Genomic DNA, 25,650 nt, shown 5'->3' on the forward strand with positions numbered 1-25,650 from the left:
ATGTCTCACGCGGAATCGGTCGCATCCAGCGGGCTCGGCAACCGCAACAACCCCCGACACACCATGCTGCGCCGGGCCTACGGCGTCGAAGATCTACCCGGCCTCATCGAGACCGTGGCCGACCTTGCGCCCGACCGGATCGCGCTGCGGCACGGCGACACCGCCATCGGCTACGCGGCGCTGGCCGCCGAGGTCGCGGCGCTCGGCGCGGCCATGGGCGGTGGCCTGAGCCCGGATGCCCTTGTCTCCGTGGTGATCTCCGGCAGGCTTCCCGAGCTGCTCGAATCCGGTGACGGCGCGCTCGGCGCGGTGCTCGACCGGCTGCTCGACGACGCGCTGCTGATCGCCGCCGACGTGCTGCCGACCGCGTTCACCCCGGTCGAGACGCTGGTCAGCGAATTCGAGGAGCAGGTGCGGCGCACCCCCGACGCCGTCGCGCTGCAATGCGGTGACGCCACCCTCACCTACGCCGAGTTCGACGCGCGCGCCACCGCGCTGGCACGGCGGCTGCGTGAGCTCGGTGTCGGACCGGACGCCCTGGTCGGGCTGGCCGTACGGCGCTCGTTCGAACTGCTCGTCGGCATGTACGCGATCTTGAAGGCGGGCGGCGGGTACGTGCCGATCGACCCGGAGCATCCGGCCGAGCGCATCGCCTACGTGCTCCAGACCGCGGCGCCGACTCTGGTGCTCACCACGACCGCCGACCAGCCGGAGTCGCTTGCCGACAGCCGGGTGCTGCGCATCGATGAATTCGAGGCAGCTCTGCGCGCCGCGGGCCGACAGCTCGGCGCTGCCGGTCGGCAATCCGATGGAGAGCTCTTGCCGCTGCCCGCCGCGGACAACACCGCCTACGTCATCTTCACCTCCGGCTCGACCGGCCGCCCGAAAGGCGTCGCGGTCTCGCACCGTTCGATCCTGGCGAACCTGCGATGGCGCCAGCGCCTCTACCGGTTGACCGAAGACGATGTGGTGTTGCAGAAGACGCCGTTCACCTTCGACGTGTCGGTGTGGGAGTTCTTCTGGCCCTTGCAGATCGGCGCGCGTCTGGTGATCGCCGAGCCCGACGGCCACCGCGATCCGGCCTACTTGGCCCGGGCCATCGCCGAATGCGGCGTCACCGTCGCGCATTTCGTGCCGTCCATGCTCGCGGTTTTCGTCGCCGAACCCGAGATCGAGACCGCCGTCGACACCCTGCGCCTGGTGTTCGCCTCCGGCGAGGCGCTGCCCGCGGCCACCGCGGCCGCCTTCCGCGACGTCAGCGGCGCGACCCTGCACAACCTGTACGGGCCGACCGAGGCCGCGGTGGACGTGACCGCGCACGAGGTGACCGCCGCCGACACCACCAGCGTGCCGATCGGCGTCCCCGCCGACGACACCGAACTGCTCGTCCTCGACGACAACCTGCGCCCGGTTCCGGCGGGCGTGGTCGGCGAGCTGTACCTTTCCGGCGTCCAGCTGGCCCGCGGCTACGTCGCCCGTCCCGGCCTCACCGCGGACCGGTTCGTGGCGAATCCCGAGGGCGCGCCGGGTGAGCGGATGTACCGGACCGGCGACCTGGTCCGCTGGACGCCGGGGGTGGACGGCGGACCGTCCGAGCTGGAATACCTGGGCCGCACCGACTTCCAGGTCAAGCTGCGCGGACTGCGCGTCGAACTCGGCGAGGTGGAGGCGAGCCTGCTGCGCGACGAGCAGGTGGCCCAGGCCGCGGTGGTGCTGCACCGGCACGCGGGCGGCGATCACCTGGTCGGCTACGTGGTGGCGGCGGGCGGCGTCGTCGACACCGCGGCCGTGCTGGACACCGCGCGTGCGCACCTGCCGGAATACATGGTGCCAACGCTGGTGCAGGTGCTCGACGAGATGCCGGTCAACGCGAACGGCAAGCTGGATCGGCGCGCGCTGCCCGATCCCGACTTCGGCGCGGCGGCCGTCGAATACCGGGAACCGGCCACCGAGGCCGAGCGCCTGGTCGCGGAGATCTTCGCCGACCTGGTCGCCGCGCCGCGAGTCGGCGCTGACGACGACTTCTTCGCGCTGGGCGGCAACTCCCTGCTCGCGACGCGGGCGATCGCCAGGGCCTCGGCCGCGCTCGGCGTCGCGATCGACGTCAGGGACTTCTTCGATCGGCCGACGGTGGCGGCGGTGGCCGCGCTGTCCGGCTCCGCGACGCCGCGTCCGGCGCTGGCGGCGGGCCCGCGCCCGGCGCACATCCCGCTCTCGCCCGCGCAGCGGCGCATGTGGTTCCTCAACCGGCTCGGCGCGGATTCGAGTTCGGACCGGACCGCGCACAACGCCGCGGTGGACAACATTCCAGTGGCGCTGCGCATGCGCGGCGCGCTGGACGTCTCCGCGCTCTCGGCCGCGATCACCGATCTCGTCGCGCGCCACGAGATCCTGCGCACCGTCTACCCGCAGACCGAGGCGGGCCCGGCGCAGGTGGTGCGGTCGGTACACGCCGTCTTCGATCTGACGCCCTCGGAGATTCCCGTCGAGCGGCTCGCCGAGGCGGTGCGCGCCGTGGCGAGCCAGGGCTTCGACGTCGCCGAGGAGATCCCGGTGCGGGTGCGCCTGCTGCGCAGCGGGCCGCGGGACCACACCCTGGTGCTCGTCGTGCACCACATCGCCGCCGACGGTGTCTCGCTCGGTCCGCTGATGCGCAACCTGGTCACCGCCTACACCGCGCGCCGGGCGGGCACGGCCCCGGATTGGTCGCCGCTCGCGGTGCAGTACGCGGACTACGCGCTGTGGCAGCGCGCGGTGCTCGGCGCCGAGGACGACCCGGACTCGGCGGCGGCGCGTCAGTTGCGTTTCTGGAAGTCCGAATTGGCCGAGCTGCCAGCGCAATTGGACCTGCCGTCGGATCGCCCGCGCCCCGCCGTCGCGTCCTACCGCGGCGCCACCCACGAATTCGCGCTCGACGCCGACCTGCGCGCCGCCGTGGAACGGCTCGCCGCGCGCTGCGGCGCGACCCCGTTCATGGTGCTGCACGCCGCGCTGGCCGCGCTGCTCGCCCGGCTCTCCGGCACCTCCGACATCGCCATCGGCACTCCCGTCGCGGGCCGGGGCGAGCCCGCGCTGGACGACCTGGTCGGCATGTTCGTCAACACCCTCGTGCTGCGCACCGAGGTGCCGGCCGCCGCGAGCTTCGCCGAGCTCGTCGGGCACGCGCGCGAACGCGATCTGCGCGCCTTCGCCCACCGCGACATTCCGTTCGAGCAGTTGGTCGAGGCGGTGAACCCGGCGCGCTCGCGGGGCAGGCATCCGCTGTTCCAGGTCGCGCTGTTCATGCAGAACATGGCGCCGGTCGCGCTGGCCATGCCCGAACTCGACACGGAGCTGGTCGATTTCGAATCCGGCTTCGTCAAGTTCGATCTCCAGCTGACGCTGTCCGAACCCACCGCCGCCGACGGCTATCGCGCCGAATTCACCTACGCCACGGATCTGTTCGACGCGGCGACCGTGGGGGAGTTCGCCGCGAAGTTCGTCCGCCTGCTGCGCGCTGCCCTCGCCGCGCCGGACGCTCCGGTCGGCGATATCGAACTGCTCGACGCGGGCGAGTTCGACTACGTGACCGCGAGCTGGAACGCCAGCGGCCACCGGGTCGCCGACCGCTTCCTGCACGAGGGCTTCGACAACCAGGTCCGGCGCACCCCGGGCGCGATCGCCCTCGTGGCTGACGGCGGCGCCCAGCTCACCTACACCGAGCTCTCCGACCGCGCCAACCGGTTGGCGCGGCTGCTGATCGCCTCGGGCGTCGGGCCGGAATCGCTTGTGGTGCTGGCGATGCCGCGTTCGATCGACCTCGTGATCGCGATGTACGCGGTGCTGCGGGCGGGCGGCGCCTACGTGCCGGTGGACCCTTCGCACCCCGCCGAACGCATCGGCCACATCATCGACACTGCCGCACCGCACACCATCCTGACCACCCGCGCCGCCGGTTTCACACCGCCCGGCACGGTGCCGCCGACCGTTCTCGTGCACCGTGTCGACGAACTGGACCTCGCCGAATACTCGGCCGCCAAGATCGGCGACGAACAACGGACCTCGCCGCTGCACCCCGAGCACCCGGCCTATGTCATCTTCACCTCGGGCTCCACCGGGCGACCCAAGGGCGTGGCGGTCAGTCATCGCGCCATCGCCAACCAGCTGGCCTGGATGCACGACGAATACCGGCTGCGTCCGGGCGATGTGTATTTGCAGAAGACCGCGATCACCTTCGACGTCTCGCTGTGGGGTTACTTCCTGCCGCTGCGCGCGGGCGCGAGCCTGGTGCTCGCCGCCCCGGACGGCCACCGCGACCCTCGCTACATCGCGGAAACCATTGCCAGACAGGGCGTCACGCTCACCGACTTCGTACCGTCGATGCTCGCGGTGTTCGCCGCGCACGCGGAGGCCGACGAATTGCGCTCGCTGCGCGACGTCTTCGTCATCGGCGAGGCACTGCCGCCCGAGACCGTCGCGGCCTTCCACGCTGTCTGCGACGCCGGGCTGCACAACCTGTACGGCCCCACCGAAGCCGCCGTGTCCATCACCTATCGCGAGGTCACCGCCGACGACACACCGCTGGTGCCGATCGGTGAGCCGGAGTGGAATTCGCAGGTCTACGTGCTGGATTCGCGGCTGCGCCCCGCGCCGATCGGGGTGCCGGGCGAGCTGTACCTGGCGGGGGACCAGCTGGCACGCGGTTATCACGGCCGGGCCGACCTGACCGCTGACCGCTTCGTGGCCAACCCTTTCGGCGTCCACGGTGAGCGCATGTACCGCACCGGCGACCTGGTGCGGTGGAGCCAGGACGGCGAACTCGTCTACCTCGGCCGCGTCGATTTCCAGGTGAAGTTCCGCGGCCAGCGCATCGAGCTCGCCGAGATCGAGACCGCGCTGCTCGCCGCGCCCGAGATCGGTCAGGCCGCCGTGCGGCTGGTGACCGCCGAGACCGGCGATTATCTGGCCGGTTATGTCGTCGCGGTACCCGGCGCGGAACTGGACCTGGACGCGCTGAAGTCCGGTCTCGGCCGGGTGCTTCCCGCGTACATGGTGCCGACCGCACTGGTCGAGCTGACCGAATTCCCGCTGAACACCAGCGGCAAGCTCGATCGTGCGGCGCTGCCGCTTCCGGTATTGCGCGGCAACCGTTTTCGCGCGCCCGTCGACGCGGCGCAGCGGCTCGTCGCGTCCGTGTTCGCCGAGGTGCTGCGGGTGGAGCGCGCCGGACTGGACGACGACTTCTTCGCGCTCGGCGGCAGCTCGCTGGACGCCACGCAGGTCGCCGCTCGCACCGGCGCGGCGATCGGCGCGCACGTCCCGGTCCGCACCCTCTTCGAAGCCTCGACGGTCGAGGGCTTCGCCGCGGCCGTTGCCGAGCTGGCCGAGGCGGGCGTGACCCGGCCGCCCCTGGCGCGGCGCGAGCGGCCGGACCGCATTCCGCTGTCGCCCGCCCAGCAGCGGCTGTGGTTCCTCAATCGCATCGAGAGCGAGGACTCTTCGCCAGGCGTCTACAACCTGCCCGTCGTGCTGCGGCTGACCGGCAGGCTCGACGTACGCGCGCTGGAGCGCGCCGTGCTCGACGTACTGGCCAGGCACGAATCGCTGCGGACCAGCTATCCGGACAGCGAGGACGGTCCCTACCAGTCGATCATCGACGCGGACGACATCGGACTGAGCCTGAATCCGGTGCCGGTCGAGCGCGCCGAACTGGCCGCCACCATCGCGGCCATCGCGGGCGGCGGCTTCGACGTCACCACCGAGCTGCCCGCGCGCGTCGCGCTGCTGACCCTCGACCGGATCGACGACGCGCGCGGCGTCCCCGATGACGAATACGCGCTGGTGTTCGTCGTCCACCACATCGCGGCCGACGCGCTCTCGATGACGCCGCTCGTCACCGATCTGATCCGCGCCTACCGCGCCCGGCTGATCGGCCGGCGGCCGGACTGGGCCGAATTGCCCATCCAATTCGCCGATTACAGCCTCTGGCAGCGCGAGCTGCTCGGCGCGCCGGAGCGGCCCGGCGATCTGGCGTACCGGCAGCTACGGTTCTGGCGCGACACCCTCGACGGCCTGCCCGCCGACCTGCCGCTGCCCACCGACCGTCCGCGTCCGGCACTCCCCAGCCGGCGCGGCGCGGCCGTCGATTTCGCGATCGATCCCGAGGTGGCCGCCGGGCTGCGCGCGCTGGCCGCCCGGCACGGCGCGACGCTGTTCATGGTGCTGCACGCCGCCTTCGCCGCCACGCTTGCGCGTTCGAGCGGCACCGATGACATCGTGGTCGGTTCGCCCGTCGGCGGGCGCGGTGAACGCGAACTCGACGACATGATCGGCATGTTCGTCAACACGCTCGTGCTGCGCAGCAGGGTCGCCTGGGACACCGCGTTCGATGATTTCCTCGGCGAGGTGCGCGACGCGGATCTCGCCGCGTTCGCCAATTCCGAGTTGCCGTTCGAGCAGCTGGTCGACGCGATGGATGTCGACCGAAGCACCGGCGCGCATCCGCTGTTCCAGGTGCTGCTCAGCTTCGGCGCGGCCCCGCGGGCGCTGTCGGCGGTCGAGGTCCCGTGGCTGACCGTGGAGCCGATCGACATCCCGGACGACAGCGCGAAATTCGACCTGCACCTGGTGCTCGCCGAGGGCGCCGACGGACTGAGCGGCAGCCTGCGCTACGCCACGGATCTGTTCGACGCCGCGACGGTCGCGGCGGTCGTCGCAAGGCTGCGCCGGATGCTCGTCGCGGTGGCCGCCGACGCCACGGCGCGCGTCGGCGAGATCGAGCTGCTCGACGCCGAGGAGCGCGCACTCGTGCTCGACCGGTTCAACGACACGGAACATCCCGTCGACGAAACGGCAACGCTCGCCTCGCTGTTCGCCGCGCAGGTCGCACGCACCCCCGATCGCCCCGCCCTCACCTTCGAGGGCGAGACCCTTACCTACGCCGAGCTTGCCGCGCGGGTAAACCGGCTGGGGCGCTGGCTGATCGCGCAGGGCGTCGGCCCGGATTCGCTGGTGGCGCTCGGCATGCGGCGCGGCATCGACCTGGTGGTCGGCATGTACGCGATCACGGCGGCGGGCGGCGGCTACGTGCCGCTGGACCCGGACCATCCGGCCGAGCGCACGGAACACATTCTCGCCACGGCGATTCCGGTCGCGGTGCTGACCTCCGGCGCGGATCCGGACCTCGCCGCGGCGCAGGTCCGCATCGACCGGCTCGACCTGTCCGGCTACTCCGACGCCCCGATCACAGACGCTGAACGCCGCGCCACGCTACGCGCCGGCAACACCGCGTATGTCATCTTCACCTCCGGTTCGACGGGCAAGCCGAAGGGCGTCGCGGTGAGCCACGGCGCGATCGTCAACCGATTGCGCTGGATGCAGTCGGCGTACGTGGCGCTGGACGGCGACGACGTGCTGTTGCAGAAGACGCCGGTCGCCTTCGACGTGTCGGTGCCGGAGTTCTTCTGGCCGTTGCAGGTCGGCGCGCGGCTGGTGCTGGCCCGCCCGGACGGTCACCGCGACCCGGCCTACCTGGCCGAGCTGATCCGGCGCGAGGGCGTCACCGCGGCGCACTTCGTGCCGTCGATGCTCGCCGCGTTCGTCGCCGAGGAACCCGAGACACCCAGCCTGCGGCACGTCTTCTGCTCGGGTGAGGCGCTGCCCGCCGCCACCGCGCAGCGGATGCGCGCGCTCACCTCGGCGCGGGTGCACAACATGTACGGGCCCACCGAGACGGCGGTCGAGGTGTCGGCGCACGAGGTGACCGACGCGGACACCGGCGCGCTGCCGATGGGCGGGCCGGTCTGGAACACCCGGATGTACGTCCTCGACGCGCGCCTGCGGCCGGTCCCGGTCGGCGTGCCCGGCGAGCTGTATCTGGCCGGTGCGCAGCTGGCCCGTGGTTACCTCGGCCGCGCCGATCTGACCGGAGATCGCTTCGTCGCCAATCCCTTCGGCGCCCCGGGCGCTCGGATGTACCGCACCGGCGACCTGGTGCGCTGGACGGCTGCGGGGGAGGTGCAGTTCCTCGGCCGCACCGATTTCCAGGTGAAGGTGCGCGGCCTGCGCATCGAACTCGGCGAGATCGAGACGGCGCTGCTCGCGGCTCCGGGGGTGGCCCAGGCCGCCGTGCTGGTGCGCGACGACCACGGCACCGGCGACCAGTTGGTGGCGTACCTGGTGCCGGAGGCCGCGCTCGATCTCGATCTGGTTCGCGCGGAGATCGCCCGCCGACTACCGGGCTACATGGCCCCCGCGGAATTCGTCGTGCTGGACGCCTTTCCGGTGAACGCCTCCGGCAAGCTGGATCGCCGGGCGCTGCCCGCGCCCGCGCCGCGGACCGTCGAGTTCCGCGCGGCCAGCGGTCCTGCGGAAACCCTTGTCGCCGAGATCTTTCGCACCCTGCTCGGCGCCGAACGGGTCGGCGCGGACGACAACTTCTTCGCGCTCGGCGGAAACTCGCTCATCGCTACCCAGCTCGCCGCGCGGCTGTCCAAAGCGACCGGAGCGCAGGTGCCGGTGCGCGCCGTGTTCGACGCGCCCACCGTGCGTGAACTCGCGCCGTACCTGAGGTTCGACGGACCCGCCGCGCCGGTGACGCTGCCGCCGCTGCTCGCACGGAAGCGCGGCGAGTCCGTCCCGCTCTCGATCGCCCAGCAGCGCATGTGGTTCCTCAACCGATTCGACAGCGCCGGAGGCGGTTACAACATCCCGTTCGCGCTGCGGCTGACCGGCGCGCTCAACGTGGCCGCGCTGGACGCGGCCGTCGCCGACGTGATCGGCAGACACGAAACGCTGCGCACCCTCTACCCCGAACACGACGGCGCGGCCACTCAGCTGGTGCTGCCGGCCGGTACCCGGCTCGTCGACCTCGCGCCGCAGACAGTGCGCGCGGCCGACCTGCCCGCGCTGATCGCCGCGGCGGCCGACACCGGATTCGACGTGACTTCCGAAGTGCCGCTGCGGATCAGGCTGCTCCACGTCGCGGACGGTGGCGCGCAGCAGGAACACGTGCTGCTGTTCGTCGTGCATCACATCGCGGCCGACGGCTGGTCCTTCGCGCCGCTGACCCGCGATCTGGCCGCCGCCTACGTCGCGCGCTGCGCGGGGTCCCCTCCCGCATGGCGTCCGTTGCCGGTCCAGTACGCCGATTTCGCGCTCTGGCAGCGGGACGCGCTGGGCGACGCATCGGACCCGACCTCGGTGCTGGCCGGCCAGCTGCGCTACTGGACGCACCGCCTCGCGGGTCTGCCCGAGGTTCTCGCGCTGCCTTCGGACCGCCCGCGTCCCGCGGTGGCCTCGAACCGTGGCGGCGCGGTCGTCGGACGGCTCGACGCCGCACTGCACCGCGACATCCAGGAGCTGGCCGCCGAACACCGCGTCACGCCGTTCATGGTGCTGCACGCCGCGTTGGCCGCGCTGCTGAGCAGGCTGGCCGCCAGCGGCGACATCGTCGTCGGCGCGCCGGTGGCCGGGCGCGGCGACGAGGCGCTGGACGAGCTCGTCGGCATGTTCGTCAACACCCTCGTGCTGCGCACCGAGGTGCGCGCCGAGGCCACCCTCGCCGAACTGCTCGCCGAGGTGCGGTCCGCCGACCTGGCCGCCTTCGAGCACGCGGCGGTGCCGTTCGAGCAGTTGGTCGACACGTTGAATCCCGTTCGTTCACAGGCGCATTCGCCGATCTACCAAGTGGCGCTGACGCTCCAGAACCAGACGAAGCCCGACTTCCGTTTGCAGCGCCTCGCCATCGCCGCGCTCGACATCGGCCCGGCCCCGATCCAGCTGGACCTGGACTGGACACTGACCGACCGCTACGACGCGGACGGCGAACCCGACGGCATCGACGTGCACCTGCACTACGCGCTGGACCTGTTCGACGAGCGCACGGTCACCGATCTCCTCGCCGGGTTCGAGCGGATGCTGCGCGCGATGGCGCGCGACACCAGGACCGCGGTCGGCGATGTCGAGCTGATGTCCGTCGCCGAGCGCGGAATGCTGCTCTCCGACCGGAACGCGACCGCGCGCGCACTGCCCGCCGAGACTCTCGACGACCTGCTCACGGTGCGCGCCGCCGCCGACGCGGACGCCCGCGCGGTGACCTTCGAGGACGCGACGCTCACGTATGGCGAGCTGGCCGCGCGGGTGAACCGGCTGGCTCGGCGCCTGATCGCCGAGGGCGTCGGCCCGGAAACGATCGTCGGGCTGGCCGCGCTGCGCTCGCTGGACATGCTGGTGGCGATGTTCGCGATCGTGCGCGCGGGCGGCGCGTACCTGCCGCTCGACCCGACGCATCCGGCGGACCGGTTGGCGCAGGGGATCGAAAGTGCCGAGCCCGCACTGGTTCTCGTCGTCGGCGGCGCGGAACTGCCGCCGCTGAACGCGCGCGTGCTGCGTCCGGCCGAGCTGGACCTGTCCGGCTGGTCGGCCGAGCCGGTCACCGACGCCGAGCGCCGCGCCGCGCTGCGCCAGGACAACACCGCCTACGTGCTGTTCACCTCGGGCTCCACCGGACGGCCCAAGGGCGTCGCTGTCACGCACCGCGCCATCATGAACCAGCTGCGCTGGCTCGAGCACCGCTACGAGGTGACCGCGGCCGACCGCATCCTGCAGCGCGCGCCGCTGACCTTCGACGTCTCGGTGTGGGAATGCTTCCTGCCCGTCGCGGTCGGCGCGCCGCTGGTGATCGCCAGACCCGGCGGACACTTGGACCTGGCCTACTTCGCCGGACTGCTGCGCGAACACGGCATCACCATCGCCGAATACGTGCCCTCGGTGCTCGCCGCGCTGATCGGCGAGGGCATGGGCGACGCGCTGCGCTCGTTCCGGCACCTGCACTGCGGCGGTGAGGCGCTGACACCCGATCTGCTCGCCGCGATCCGCGGCAGCTTCGACGGCGCGGTGCACAACGCCTACGGCCCGACCGAGGCGGCCATCTCGGCGGTCTATCACGAATTCACCGACGCCGACGTGGCTTCCGGCCGCGACGTGGCGATCGGGCGTCCGTGCTGGAACACCCGCGTCTACGTGCTCGACGCGCGGCTGCGGCCGGTGCCGGTCGGCGTGCCCGGCGAGCTCTACCTCGCGGGCGACCAGCTGGCGCGCGGCTACCACGGTCGCTCCGGGCTGACCGCCGAGCGGTTCGTGGCCGACCCGTTCGGTGTGCCAGGCGCGGTGATGTACCGCACCGGCGATCTGGTCCGCTGGAACCGTTCGGGCGATCTGATCTATCTGGGCCGTAACGATTTCCAGATCAAGCTGCGCGGTCAGCGGATCGAGCTCGGTGAGATCGAATCGGCGCTGGCCGGTGTGCCCGGCGTGACCAACGCGGCCGTGCTGGTGGCGAAGGACAGCTCCGGCTACGAATGTCTGGTCGGCTATGTCAGCGGGGAGGTCGCGGCCGACGCCGTCCTGGACGCGGTGCGCGAGCGGCTGCCCGGCTACATGGTGCCCGCGCACCTGGTGGCGCTGGACGAGATGCCGCTCACCACGGTCGGGAAGCTGGATCGCGCGGCGCTGCCGAAGGTCGAGGTCAGCGGCAGCGGGGTGGCCTACCGCGCGCCTCGGGAGGGCGCGGAATCGGTGCTCGCCGCCCTGGTCGCCGATCTGCTCGGTGGATCGGCGCGCATCGGCGCGGACGACGACTTCTTCGCGCGCGGCGGGAATTCGCTGCTCGCCATGCGGCTGGTCGCCCGCGCCAACGCGGCGCTGGGCTGCGCGCTCACGGTGCGCGAGGTGTTCGAGGCGCCTACGGTGGCCGAACTCGCGCAGCGCGTGCGCCATTCGGCCGGGCCGGTCGAGTCCCGTCCCGCTCTGGTAGCGGGTCCGCGGCCGGAGCGGATTCCCCTGTCGCTGGCGCAAACTCGGATGTGGCTGCTCAACCGGCTCGATCCGGAATCGGCGGTCTACAACATCCCGATCACCATCCGGCTGACCGGCGCGTTGGACACCGCGGCGCTGGCCGCCGCGCTCGGAGACGTGATCGCACGGCACGAGTCGCTGCGTACGGTCTTCCCGTCCGATGGCGCCGGGCCGTTCCAGTCGGTGCGCGCGGAAGTGCCCGCGCTCGAAGTGGACCCGGTGGCGGTCTCCGAGGCGGAACTGCCCGAGTCCGTCGCGGTCTTCGCGGCATTGCCGTTCGACCTCCGCGGCCAGATACCTGTTCGCGCCAAGCTGTTCCGTGCCGCGGCGGATGACCATGTGCTGGTGGTCGTCGTGCACCACATCGCGGCCGACGGCGTGTCCACCGCGCCACTGGCCCGCGACCTCATGGTCGCCTACACGGCTCGCAGCGCGGGCACCGCCCCGCAGTGGCGACCGCTCCCGGTGCAATACGCCGACTTCACGCTGTGGCAGCACGAAGTACTCGGCGCGCCCGCCGATCCGGACTCGGTGCTGGTCAAGCAAATCGCGCACTGGCGCGCCGAGCTGGCCGACTTGGCGCCCGTGCTGGAACTGCCCACCGACCGCGCGCGTCCGCCGGTCGCCACCGGGCGAGGCGCCGCGGTGGAATTCGCGGTCACCGCCGAACTGACCTCGGCGATCGCGGAACTCGCACGGCGACACGGCGTTTCCTCGTTCATGGTGGTGCACGCCGCCTTCGCCACCCTGCTCGGCAGGCTGGCGAGGACCGAGGACGTCGCGATCGGCACCCCGGTCGCCGGACGCGCCGAACAGGCGCTGGACGAGCTGGTCGGCATGTTCGTCAACACCCTCGTGTTGCGCACCGAGGTGCGCGCCGACGCGTCCTTCGCCGACCTGCTGCGGCAGGTACGCGAGGTCGACGTGCGCGCCTTCGCCCATGCCGACCTGCCGTTCGAGCGTCTTGTCGAGGAGATCGATCCCGTTCGCTCGCAATCGCATTCGCCGATCGTGCAGACCCTGCTGACCTTCGAGCACCGCGACGACACGGTGCTCGAGTTGCCGGGGCTCGAGGTGTCGGCCTACCCGCTCGACAATCGGGTCGCGCAGTTCGACTTGGCGCTGGAGCTTGTCGAACATCGCCAGGGCTCGGGCACGGCGCTGCGCGCGCTGCTGCGCTACGCGACCGACCTGTTCGACCGAGCCACGGTCCAGGCCTTCGCGGCGCGGTTCATCAGAATCCTGGAGACCGTGGTGGGCGACCCGGCTCTCCGAGTGGGCGACATCGAACTGCTCGATCCGGCCGAGCGTTCGCTGGTGCTCGAGCGGTGGAACGACACCGCGCACCCGGTCGCGACCAGCTCGCACACGCTGATCTCGCTGTTCGAGGAGCAGGTCGCGCGTACGCCGGAGGCGGTGGCGCTGACCTTCGAGGGAACCAGCCTCGAGTACGGCGAGTTCGCCGCTCGCGTGCACCGCTTGGCGCGCTGGTTGGTCACCCAGGGCGTCGGCCCGGATTCGTTTGTGGCACTCGGCATGCGGCGCTCGCTCGACCTGGTCGTCGGGATGTACGCGGTGACGGCCGCGGGCGGGGCGTACGTGCCGATCGATCCCGATCACCCGGCCGACCGCATCGAGTACGTGCTGGCCACGGCGCGTCCGGTGTGCGTGCTGACCTCCGGAATGGATCTGGAAGTCGCCACGGTGCGGCAGGTCCGGATCGATCGCCTGGATCTGTCCGCCCTCGCCGACGACCCGTTGACCGACGCCGACCGGATCGGCGAACTCACGCCGGGGCACCCCGCGTACGTGATCTTCACTTCCGGCTCCACCGGCCGCCCCAAGGGCGTCGCGGTGTCGCACGCCGCCATCGTCAACCGGCTGGTCTGGATGCAGGATCGGTACGGGCTGCGTCCCGACGACGCGGTGTTGCAGAAGACGCCCGCCACCTTCGACGTGTCGGTGTGGGAGTTCTTCTGGCCCTTGCAAGTCGGCGCCCGCTTGGTCGTCGCCCGCCATGACGGTCACCGCGATCCCGCGTACCTGGCCCGGCTAATCGCGGCCGAGCGCGTCACCACGGTGCATTTCGTGCCCTCGCTGCTCGCGGTGTTCCTCAGCGAACCGCTGGCGCGCGAGCGCGCCGCGTTGCGCCGGGTCTTCGCGTCCGGCGAGGCGCTGCCCGCCGCCGTCGCACAGCGGGCGCGGCGGGTTCTCGGGGTGCGGGTGCACAACCTCTACGGCCCGACCGAGGCCGCCGTGGACGTGACGTATCACGAGGTCACCGACGCGGACGCGGACTCGGTGCCGATCGGCAGGCCGGTGTTCAACACCCGGCTGCTGGTGCTGGACGCCCGGCTGCGGCCGGTGCCCGTCGGCGTGCCGGGTGAGCTGTATCTGGCGGGCGGGCAGCTGGCGATCGGTTATGTGGCGCGGCTTGAGTTGACTGCGGATCGGTTCGTGGCCACTCCTTTCGGCGAGCCCGGCGAACGTATGTACCGCACCGGCGATCTCGTGGTCTGGACAGCGAGCGGCGAACTGGAATACCTGGGCCGCACCGACTTCCAGGTGAAGCTGCGCGGTCTACGCATCGAACTCGGCGAGATCGAGGCCGCCCTCACCTCCGTGGCCGCGGTCGACCAGGCGGTGGTGGTCGTACGGGGCGGGCAGGTGTCCGGCGCCGACCAGCTGGTCGCGTACCTGACCGGCGCGTCGATCGACATCGATGCCGTGCGCGCGCGGCTGGTCGCCGAACTGCCCGGCTACATGGTGCCTTCGGCCTTCGTCGTGCTCGACGAGTTCCCGGTCAACTCCTCCGGAAAGCTGGACCGCAAGGCGCTGCCCGCGCCCGTCGTCGAGGCGGCGGTCTTCCGCGCACCGGAGACCGACGCCGAACGGACCGTCGCGGCGCTGTTCGGCGAGCTGCTCGGCGTCGAACGGGTCGGCGCGGACGACGACTTCTTCGCGCTCGGCGGCAACTCGCTGATCGCCACCCAGCTTGCCGCGCGGCTCGGCGCCGAGCTGAACACGGACATCCCGGTGCGGGCGCTGTTCGACGCGCCGACCGTCGCGGCGCTCGCCGAGCGAGCGGTCGAGGGCACGGGAGTGGCTCGCCGCCCCGCACTCACCGTGGGACCGCGCCCGGAGACGATCCCGCTCTCGCCCGCTCAGCAGCGCATGTGGTTCCTGAACCGCTTCGATCCCGGGGAGACCGTCAACAACATCCCGGTCGCCATCCGCTTCGTCGGCGAGCTGGACACGGCGGCGCTGACCGCCGCGATCGCCGACGTGATCGCCAGGCACGAGACGCTGCGCACCGTCTACCCGGACCGCGACGGCGTCGGCCACCAGCGGATACTCGACGCCGCCGTCCCGTCGATCACCGAGCTGGATTCCGCCGACCCGGCCGCGGCCCTCGTCGAATTCGTCGCCACGCCGTTCGACGTGACCGCCGAGGTGCCGCTGCGGATCGGGCTTGCGGAGCTGTCGGAGCACGAGCACCTGCTCGCCCTCGTCGTGCACCACATCGCCGCCGACGGTTTCTCGATGGGACCGCTGGCCCGCGATCTCGCCGCCGCCTACGCCGCGCGCGTCGCCGGCGGGGAGCCGGACTGGACGCCGCTGCCCGCGCAGTACGCCGATTACGCGCTCTGGCAGCGCGAACTGCTCGGCGCTGAGGACGATCCCGAGTCGATCGCTGCCCGTCAGCTGGACTATTGGCGGCGTACGCTGCGCGGGCTGCCCGCCCAGCTGGATCTGCCCGCCGACCGCCCGCGCCCGGCCGTCGCCTCGCACGCCGCCGCGAGCGCCACCCTGCTACTGGACCCGGTGGTGCGGACGGGCATCACCACGCTGGCGGCGCGGCACGACGCGACGCCGTTCATGGTGGTGCACGCAGCGCTCGCGGTGCTGCTCGCGCGGCTCTCCGGCACCGCCGACATCGCCGTCGGCGCGCCGATCGCCGGGCGCGGCGAACGTCGGCTGGACGACCTGATCGGCATGTTCGTCAACACGCTGGTGCTGCGCACCGAGGTGCCCGGCGCGGACTCCTTCGCGGCCGTGTTGCGGCGGGTGCGCGAGGGCGACCTGGACGCGTTCGCGAATGCCGAGGTGCCGTTCGAGCGGCTGGTGGAGGTGCTCGACCCGCCGCGCTCGCAGGCGCGGCACCCGCTGTTCCAGGTCGCGCTGTTCTTCCAGAATCTCTCGCCGATCGCGGTCCGGCTACCGGGCCTGACCGTGGCGGAGTACGAGTTCGACTACGAGACAACGCGTTTCGACCTACAGCTCACGGTCTCCGACGACGCGGTGCGTTTCACCTACGCCACCGACCTGTTCGACGCCGCCACCATCCACACCATGGGGGAGCGGTTCCTGCGGCTGCTGACCGCGGTGATCGCGGACCCGGACCTGCCGGTCGGTGACATCGACCTGTTCGGCGCGGGCGAGTCGCACAGGGTGGTCACCGAATGGAACGACTCCGCGCACACCGCGTTCGTGGCGGAGATGCTGCTCGACGAGTTCGAGGCGCAGGCCGCCGCCACGCCCAACGATCCCGCGCTGGTGTACGTCCCCGACGGCGGCGCGCCCGCCACGGTGCTCACCTACGGCGAACTGGATCAGCGCGCCAACCGGCTGGCCCGCCATCTCATCGAGGCGGGAGTCGGCCCGGAATCGCTGGTGGCTCTGGCCATTCGGCGATCCACGGACCTGGTGCTCGCCATGTACGCCGTACTCAAGGCGGGCGGCGCGTACGTGCCGATCGATCCCGACCATCCCGCCCAGCGCATCGCCCACATCCTGGACACCGCGCGGCCCGCCGCGTTGCTCACCACCGAACGCGACCGTGCCGGACTCGGCTACACCGGACGCACGGTGTGCGTGGACACCGTCGCGCTGGACGGCTACGCCGACGATCCCATCGCGACCGAGGAGCGCGGCGCGCCGATCCACCCGGGGAACCCGGCGTACGTGATCTTCACGTCCGGATCGACCGGAAAGCCGAAGGGCGTCAGTGTTTCGCACGCGGCGATCGTCAACCAGATGACCTGGATGCAGTCGGAATACCGGCTGCGCGCCGACGACGTGTATCTGCAGAAGACCGCGACCACCTTCGACGTTTCGCTGTGGGGCTACTTCCTGCCGCTGCGCGTCGGCGCGACCGTGGTGCTCGCTACGCCGGACGGGCACCGCGATCCGGGCTACCTCGCCGAGGTGATGGGCCGCTACGGCGTCACCGTCACCGATTTCGTGCCGTCGATGCTCAGCGTCTTCGCGGGACACGTGCACAGCACCGGACAGCGTCTGGTCGCGCTGCGCACCGTCTTCGTGATCGGGGAGGCGCTGCCCGCCGAGACCGTCCGCGGGTTCGGCGCGGTGAGCGATGCGCGGCTGCACAACCTGTACGGACCTACCGAGGCCGCGGTCAGCATCACCTACCGGGACGTGACGGGCGAGACCGAGCGCACCGTGATGCCGATCGGCAACCCCGAGTGGAACAGCCGTGTCTACGTGCTGGATTCGCGCCTGCGGCCGACCCTGCCCGGTGTGGCGGGTGAGCTGTATCTGGCCGGGACCCAACTGGCCCGCGGTTACCACGGCCGACCCGACTTGACCGCGGATCGGTTCGTGGCCAACCCCTTCGGCGCTCCCGGCGAGCGCATGTACCGCACCGGCGACCTCGTGCGCTGGGACACCGGCGGGGGCTCCGCTGAGCTGGTGTACCTCGGACGCACGGACTTCCAAGTGAAGTTCCGCGGCCAGCGCATCGAACTCGGGGAGATCGAGGCGGTGCTGGCCGGGGTGCGTGGCGTGGCCCGAGCCGCGGCGCTGGTGGTCGGCGATCACCTGGTCGGCTACGTCGTGCCGACGCCGGAGAACACCGCAGATCTCCAGGACGCGCTGCGCGCCGCGGCGCGGGCGACGCTGCCGTCCTACATGCTGCCCTCGGCTTTCGTGGTGCTGGACGCTTTCCCGCTCAACGCCTCCGGCAAGCTGGACCGAAAGGCGTTGCCGGAGCCGGTGTTCGACCGCCGTGCCTACACGGCTCCTGTCACCCCGGCCGAGCGTCTGGTGGCCGCCGCCTTCGAGGACGTGCTGGGTCGCGGGCCGGTCGGTGTCGAGGACAGCTTCTTCGATCTCGGCGGAAACTCGCTCAGCGCGACGAGGGTGCTGGCCAGGCTCGGCGAAAGGCTGGGCAGGCGAGTGCCCGTGCGGCTGCTGTTCGAGGCGCCGACGGTCGGTGCGCTGGCGGCGGGAATCGCCGCGGCGGCGACGGATTCGGTCGTTCCGCTGATCGCGGGTCCGCGTCCGGAGCCGGTGCCGTTGGCGCCCGTGCAGCGCGGCATGTGGTTCCTCAACCGGCTCGATCCGTCGTCGGCCGCGCACAACATCCCGGTCGCGATGCGGATTCGCGGCGAACTGGACGAGGTGGCGCTCGGCGCGGCATTCGCCGACGTGGTCGCGCGGCACGAGGTGCTGCGCACCTACTATCCCGCCGGGGCCGACGGCACGGCGCACCAGGTGATCCTGCCCGTGGAGCCGGCGCCCGTGCGGTTGGCCGTCGAACCGGTCGATGCGGGCAGCATCGAAGGTCGGATCGCCGAATTCCTCGCCGCCGGTTTCGATGTCACCAACGAGGTTCCGGTGCGCGCGGTATTGCTGCGCGAGAATCCGACCAGCCGGGTGCTCGTCGCGGTGCTGCACCACATCGCCGCCGACGGATACTCGATGCGGCCGCTGCTACGAGACCTGGTCTCCGCCTACGTGTCTCGCGTGATCGGCGCCGCACCGGCGTGGCCGGAGCTGGCCGCGCAGTACGCGGACTACGCGGTCTGGCAGACAGCGTTGGTAGAAAGCGCGGCGGCCGAGGAACTTTCGTTCTGGCGCGAGGCGCTGCGCGAACTGCCCGAGGATCTGGCCCTGCCCACCGACCGTCCACGTCCGCCCGTCGCGAGCAAGCGCGGCGGCAACGCGCGCGCCCGGATCGGCGTCGGCGCGCGGGTGCGCGAACTCGCACGTGCCCACCGAGCGACGCCGTTCATGGTGGTGCACGCGGCACTGTCGGTACTGCTGGCCAGGCTCTCCGGTTCCGGCGACATCGCGATCGGCACCCCTGTCGCGGGCCGTGGCGCGGCGGCGCTCGACGACTTGGTCGGCATGTTCGTGAACACGCTGGTGCTGCGCACCCGGCCACGTCCCGAACAGTCCTTCACCGAACTGCTCGCCGAGACGCGGGCCGCCGATCTGGCGGCGTTCGCGCACGCCACCGTGCCGTTCGAGCGGGTGGTCGACGAACTCGGCGTGGCGACGACGCAGGCTAGGCATCCGCTGTTCACGGTCGCCCTGAGCTACCTGAACACCGGGGACGACACCTTCGCCGTGCCGGGGCTCGAGCTCGCTACGGTCGAATTCGACGAGCCGGTGGCGCGTTTCGACCTCCAGTTCACCGTGACCGCGGACCTCGACGCCGACGGACACTTCACGGTCGAACTGAATTACGCGACCGATCTGTTCGACGCGGACACCGCCGAAGGGCTGCTGCGCCGGTTCGGCCGGGTCCTCGGCGCGCTGACCACCGAGCCGGAACGCCCGATCGGCGCGGTCGAGCTGCTCGCGCCCGCCGAGCGCGCCGAACTGCTCGCCAGGCGCGGCGCCGAGGCGGTGCCGCAGCGGACTCTCGCCGAGCTGATGGCGGCGGCCGTCGCCATGAACCCGGACGGCATCGCCGTGGTCTGCGGTGCCCGCGAGCTGACCTACCGCGAGCTGGACGAGCAGTCCACACGCTTGGCCAGGGTGCTCGTCGGGCACGGCATCGGCGCGGAGGACGTCGTCGCGATCGCCATCCCGCGTTCGGCCGAGGCGCTGCTCGCGGTGTGGTCGGTGGCCAAGACGGGCGCCGCGTTCGTCCCGGTCGATCCGACCTATCCGGCCGACCGGACAGCGCACATGCTCACCGACTCCGGCGCGGTCTTCGGCCTCACGATCGACGCGGTCCACGCCGCACTGCCCGCCGCCGTCGAATGGCTGGCGCTGGACACACCCGCCACCATCGCGCGGACTCGGCACACCAGCGGAGCTCCGCTCGGCGCGGACGAGCTGGTGCGGCCCATGCGCACCGATCACGCGGCGTGGATGATCTACACATCGGGCTCGACGGGTGTGCCGAAGGGCGTGCTGGCGACGCACGCGGGCATCGCGGGCATCGCTCGCGCGCAACGGGATCGGTACTCGGTGACCGCCGACGCGCGAGTGCTCGCCGTGTCCTCGCCCAGTTTCGACGCCTCGATGCTGGAGCTGCTGATGGCGCTCTCGGCGGGCGCGACCATGGTCGTCGCACCGGCGAGCGTCTACGGCGGGTCCGAGCTGACGGCGCTGATCCGCGATCGGCGGGTGACCCACGCCTTCATCACCCCGGCGGTCCTGCAAACCCTCGATCCGGCGCGACTTCCGGAGCTGCGGCAGTTGACCGTCGGCGGTGAGGCCTACGGCCCGGATGTGGTGCGGCGCTGGGGCGTCGGACGCGCGATGTACAACACCTACGGCCCCACCGAGACCACCGTCATCACCACGATCAGCGCGCGGATGCGGCCGGGTGATCCGCTCGACATGGGCTCGCCGATCCACGGCATGTCCGCGCTCGTGCTCGACGACCGGTTGCGGCCGGTGCCCGTGGGTGTCGCGGGGGAGTTGTACCTGCGCGGACCCGGCTTGGCGCGCGGATACCATGCGCGGGCGGGTCTTTCGGCGAGCCGGTTCGTCGCGGACCCTTACGGGCCCGAAGGCGGCAGGATCTACCGGACCGGTGATCTGGTCAGATGGGTGCCCGCATTGCGAAGCGATTCGACGAGGGGCGGTGGGCCCGCCTCCGGCGCGCTCCAGCACCTCGGCCGCACCGACCACCAGGTGAAGGTGCGCGGTCTGCGGATCGAGCTGGGTGAGATCGACGCGGTGCTCGGCGCGCACGAGTCCGTCGAATACGCGGTGACCGTCGGGCACACCGATGCCAATGGTGTCGTCTCGCTGGTTTCCTACGTGGTCGCCGCGCCGGGGCACACGGTGGACACCGCGGACCTGACCGCCTTCGCGGGTCGTTCGCTGGCCGCCTACATGGTGCCCGCCGCCATCATGGTCCTCGATGCGCTGCCATTGACGCCGGTCGGGAAGCTCGATCGAAAGGCGTTGCCGGAACCGGAATTCCGCGCTGCCGCGTTCCGCGCGCCGGTGACCGCGGTGCAGCGGACGGTCGCCTCGACCGTCGCCGCCCTACTCGGGATCGACGAGGTCGGTTTGGACGACGACTTCTTCGCGCTCGGCGGAAACTCGCTCACCGCGACGCAACTCGCCGCGCGACTCGGTGCGGCGCTGGGCGTCACCGTAGGCGTACGCACCGTGTTCGAGCACTCGACCGTCGCGGACCTGGCCGCCGAGCTCGCCGGTGGAGACACCTCGCCCGCCCGCCCCGCGCTGCTCGCGCGCAGCGGCGACGAGCCGGTTCCGCTGTCGCTGGCGCAGCAGCGCATGTGGTTCCTCAACCGGCTGGACCGCCAGTCCACCGCCTACAACATCCCGCTCGCGGTGCGGCTGAGCGGCGCACTCGATGTCGCCGCGTTGAACGCCGCCATCGCCGACGTGGTGGCCAGGCACGAGGTGCTGCGGACGGTCTACCCGCAGCGGACGGCCGGACCCGTGCAGGTGGTGCTGCCGGTCGAGGACGCGGGCACCCCGGTGCTCGCGCCGATCGAGGTGCCGATCGATGATCTGCCCATCGCCGTCGCGGATTTCGTCGGCGCGGGTTTCGACGTGACCGACGCGGTGCCGCTACGGGCACGGCTCTTCCGGCCGGTGTCCGAGAACGCTTTGGCGGCAACGGAACACGTGCTCGTCGTGGTGGTGCACCACATCGCGGCGGACGGTTCGTCGCTCGTTCCGCTGGCCAGGGACGTGATGCTGGCGTACGCGGCGCGCAAGCAGGGGCGCGCGCCGGAATGGGCGCCGTTGCCGGTGCAGTACGCCGATTACAGCCTGTGGCAGCGGGAATTGCTCGGCGCGGAGGACGACCCGGAATCTCTCGTGGCGCGCCAACTCCGGTTCTGGATGGAGGCACTCGACGAACTGCCCGCGCAGCTGCCGCTGCCGACGGATAGACCGCGGCCCGCGGTCGTGTCCACTCGCGGCAGGCACGTCGATTTCGCGGTCGACGGCGAAACACACGCGGCCCTGGTGGAATTGGGTCGCACGTCGGGCGCCACGCTGTTCATGGTGGTGCACGCCGCCTTCGCCGCCCTGCTCGCGCGGCTGTCCGGCACCGGCGACATCGCCGTCGGCACGCCCGTTGCGGGTCGCGGCGCGGCCGAACTCGACGATGTGGTCGGTATGTTCGTCAACACCCTGGTCCTACGCACCCGGGTGGACGCGAGCGACGGATTCAGCGCGCTGCTCGAACGGGTGCGCGCCGCCGATCTCGCGGCGTTCGCGCACGCCGACGTCCCGTTCGAGCGGCTGGTCGAAGTGCTGAATCCAGAGCGCTCCACGGCGCGGCACCCGCTGTTCCAGGTCGGCTTCTCGTTCCACAACCAGGCCGAGGCCGACTTCACGCTGGACGGGCTGACCGCGACCGCGGTCGACTTCGATTCCGAGGTCTCCCAGTTCGACCTGCACTTGGTGGTCACCGATCGCTACGACGCGCAAGGCGTGCCCTCGGGACTCGCCGCGACGATCACCTACGCCACGGCGCTGTTCGACGAGGCGACCGTCGCCGGCTTCGCGGGCCGGTTGCAGCGGCTGCTGAAAGCCGTGTGCGCCACGCCGCGCAGGCCGGTCGGCGACCTGCCCCTGCTGGACGACGCCGAGACCGAACGCATGCTCGTCGCGTGGAACGCCGCCGACCGTGAGTTCGCGCCGGACACGCTGGTCACCGCGTTCGAGAAGCAGGTGGCGCGTACGCCCGACGCGGTCGCCGTCGTCGACGACGCGCACACCCTGACCTACGCCGAGTTCGCCGCGCGGGTGAACCGGCTGGCCAGGGTGCTGATCGGCCGCGGCATCGGCCCGGAAACACTGGTGGCACTGGCCGTACCGCGCAGCGTCGACCTGCTCGTCGCGATGTACGCGGTGGTGACGGCGGGCGGCGCCTACGTGCCGCTCGACCCGGACCATCCGCTCGATCGGACCACCGGCGTGCTTGCCGCAGCGAATCCGGAGTTGGTGCTCACGTCCGCGCGCAGGCCGATGCTGCCCGTGGCGGTGTCCGATCACGAGGTGCTTCTCGACATGACGACGGTCCCCGAGGACGTCGACGCCGCACCGGTCCGGGACACGGAGCGGGTGCGGGCGTTGTCGCCGTGGCACACCGCGTACGTCGTCTTCACGTCCGGCTCGACCGGTGTTCCGAAGGGCGTCGCGGTCCCGCACCGCGCCGTCGCGCACCAGCTCGACTGGATACAGTCGGAGTACCGCCTCGGCGCCGACGACGCCGCGCTGCTGATGACCTCGGCCGCGTTCGATCTCTCGGTGTGGGAATTCTGGTGGGCGCTGCGCACCGGAGCGCGCGTGGTGCTCGCGCCGACCGGCGCGCAGCGTGACCCGGAAGGGGTGCTCGACCTGGTCCGCCGGGCCTCGGTCACCACGATGACGCTGGTGCCGTCGCTGCTCGCCATGCTGGCCGAGGTGTCCGGCGGACGCAGACTGCCCCGCTCGCTGCGCAGGCTGTTGGTGATCGGCGAGGCGTTGCCCGCGGCGACCCTCGCCAAGGTCGGCGCGCTCACCGATGCGCGGGTCGACAATCTGTACGGGCCGACGGAAGCGGCGGTTTCGGTGACTCGGTACCGCACAGCGGTCGGTTCGGCGGCGCGGAGGTCGACCGGCGCGGAGACGGCGGTGTCGACCGGCACCGTGCCGATCGGTACGCCCGAGGCGGGTACCCAGGTCTACGTCCTCGACGACCGGCTGCACCCGGTCCCCGCGGGCGTCACCGGCGAGCTGTACTTGGGCGGCGCGCAGCTGGCCCGCGGGTATCACGGCAGGCCGGACCTGAGCGCGGAACGCTTCGTGGCCAACCCGTTCGGCGCACCGGGCAGCAGGCTGTACCGCACCGGCGACATGGTGCGCTGGGGCTCCGACGGCAACCTCGGCTACGTGGAACGACGCGATTTCCAGGTGAAGGTGCGCGGCTACCGCATCGAGCTCGCCGAGATCGAGCACGCGCTGCGCGCCAGGCCGGAGGTCGCGGAGGCAGTCGTCGCCGCGCACCGGGCGGATGGTGAGAACGCCATGCTTGTCGGCTATTTCACGGCCTCGACGCCGGTCGACACCGAGCGCTCGCACACCGCGTCGGACCTCGACGCACTGCGCGCCGCGCTGGCCGAGGCGCTGCCCAGCTACATGGTGCCCGCCGTGCTCGTTCGACTGGACGCGCTGCCGCTCAACGCCAACGGCAAGGTGGACCGCGCCGCATTGCCTCGGCCCGAACTGGCCGCGCGCGAGTTCCGCGCTCCGGCAACGGAACTGGAACACACCGTGTGCGCCGTCTTCGCCGAGGTGCTGGAAACGGAGCGAATCGGCGTGGACGACAACTTCTTCGAGCGCGGCGGCAATTCGCTGCTCGCCACCCGTCTGACCACCCGGCTGAGCGCGGAGCTCGGCGAACCGGTGCCGGTCGTCTGGTTGTTCTCCGCGCCGACGCCCGCCGGGCTCGTCACCCAGCTCGAGCTGACCAGGTCCGGCCGGGGCCGGGTGGACGCGGCGGCGGCCTTCGACGTGCTGCTTCCGCTGCGGCCGGGCGGCAGCAAAGAGCCGCTGTTCTGCCTGCACCCGGTCGGCGGCGTGGCGTGGTCGTTCGCCGGTTTGGCCGCGCACGTCGATCCGGAGCGGCCTATCTACGGGTTGCAATCGCCGGTGCTGAATTCCGCCGAGCCCCTGCCGGATTCGATCGAGGACTGGGCGCGGCGCTACGTCGCGGAGATCCGCGCCGTGCGGCCGGAGGGGCCGTACCACCTGCTCGGCTGGTCGCTCGGCGGCGTTCTCGCGCACGCCGTCGCGATCCAGTTGCAGGACGAGGGGCAGCATGTCGCGACGCTGGCCATGATGGACAGCCCGCGCACCGAATCGGTGGCCGAGACCACCGTGCCGCTCGCCGACCTGCTCGGCGGACTGCTCGGTGAACAGGCGGCCAACGCGGACACCGAACTCGACCTCACCGCGCTCGCCGAGCGCATCGCCGAACTGCCGGAACCGTTCGCCTCCTTCGGCGCCGAACGGCTCGGCCGGGTGCTGGACGCGGGAACCCGCTCCCTCGAACTCCTCACCGGCTACCGGCCCCGCAGCTACAAGGGCAACCTGGTGTATTTCACCGCCGCCCTGGACGACCCGACCGGCGCCACCGGAGCCGCCGGCTGGGCCGACGCCGTGGACGGGACCGTGCACAACCACGCCGTCACGGCCACCCACTGGCGGATGACCGCCGAATCCGCGCTCGCCCGCATCGGCCACGTGCTGACCGCGGCCTTGGCCGACACCGACCGCGCACGAACCCGTCCCAGCCTCACGAAAGGTGAACTATGACAAACCCGTTCGACGACGATGACGCCCAGTTCTACGTCCTCACCAACGCCGAGGGCGAGCACTCCCTGTGGCCCGTCTTCGCCGCCGTCCCCAGCGGCTGGACCATCGCCTACGGCGCCGCCCCGCGCAGCGCCTGCCTGGAGTACGTCGAAACCCACTGGACCGACATGCGACCCAAGTCCCTGATCGCCGCCATGACCCCGAAGGCCAACTGAAATGTGGGGGGCGCGCCGACCGGCGCGCCCCCCACCCCCGGGGCAG

At 71.5% G+C, this 25,650-nt stretch carries 2 protein-coding genes; both read left to right on the forward strand.

Translation table 11 applies throughout. From position 1 onward, the window contains the following. Positions 1-25,389 (forward strand): non-ribosomal peptide synthetase, encoded by a 25,389-nt coding sequence (locus FB390_RS09825; RefSeq protein WP_141808681.1) that lies wholly within the window; start codon positions 1-3, stop codon positions 25,387-25,389. Beyond that, complete coding sequence (locus tag FB390_RS09830; RefSeq protein WP_141808682.1) at positions 25,386-25,604, forward strand: MbtH family protein; 219 nt, start codon at positions 25,386-25,388, stop codon at positions 25,602-25,604. The genes FB390_RS09825 and FB390_RS09830 overlap by 4 nt, the downstream gene beginning before the upstream one ends. The last annotated feature ends 46 nt before the right edge of the window (positions 25,605-25,650 follow it).

Source organism: Nocardia bhagyanarayanae, assembly GCF_006716565.1.
In the GTDB taxonomy this organism is placed as follows: domain Bacteria; phylum Actinomycetota; class Actinomycetes; order Mycobacteriales; family Mycobacteriaceae; genus Nocardia; species Nocardia bhagyanarayanae.

Coding starts and splice junctions, on each gene's coding strand:
- FB390_RS09825 (WP_141808681.1), top strand. CDS start 1: ATGTCTCACGCGGAATCGGTCGCATCCAGCGGGCTCGGCAACCGCAAC.
- FB390_RS09830 (WP_141808682.1), top strand. CDS start 25,386: ATGACAAACCCGTTCGACGACGATGACGCCCAGTTCTACGTCCTCACC.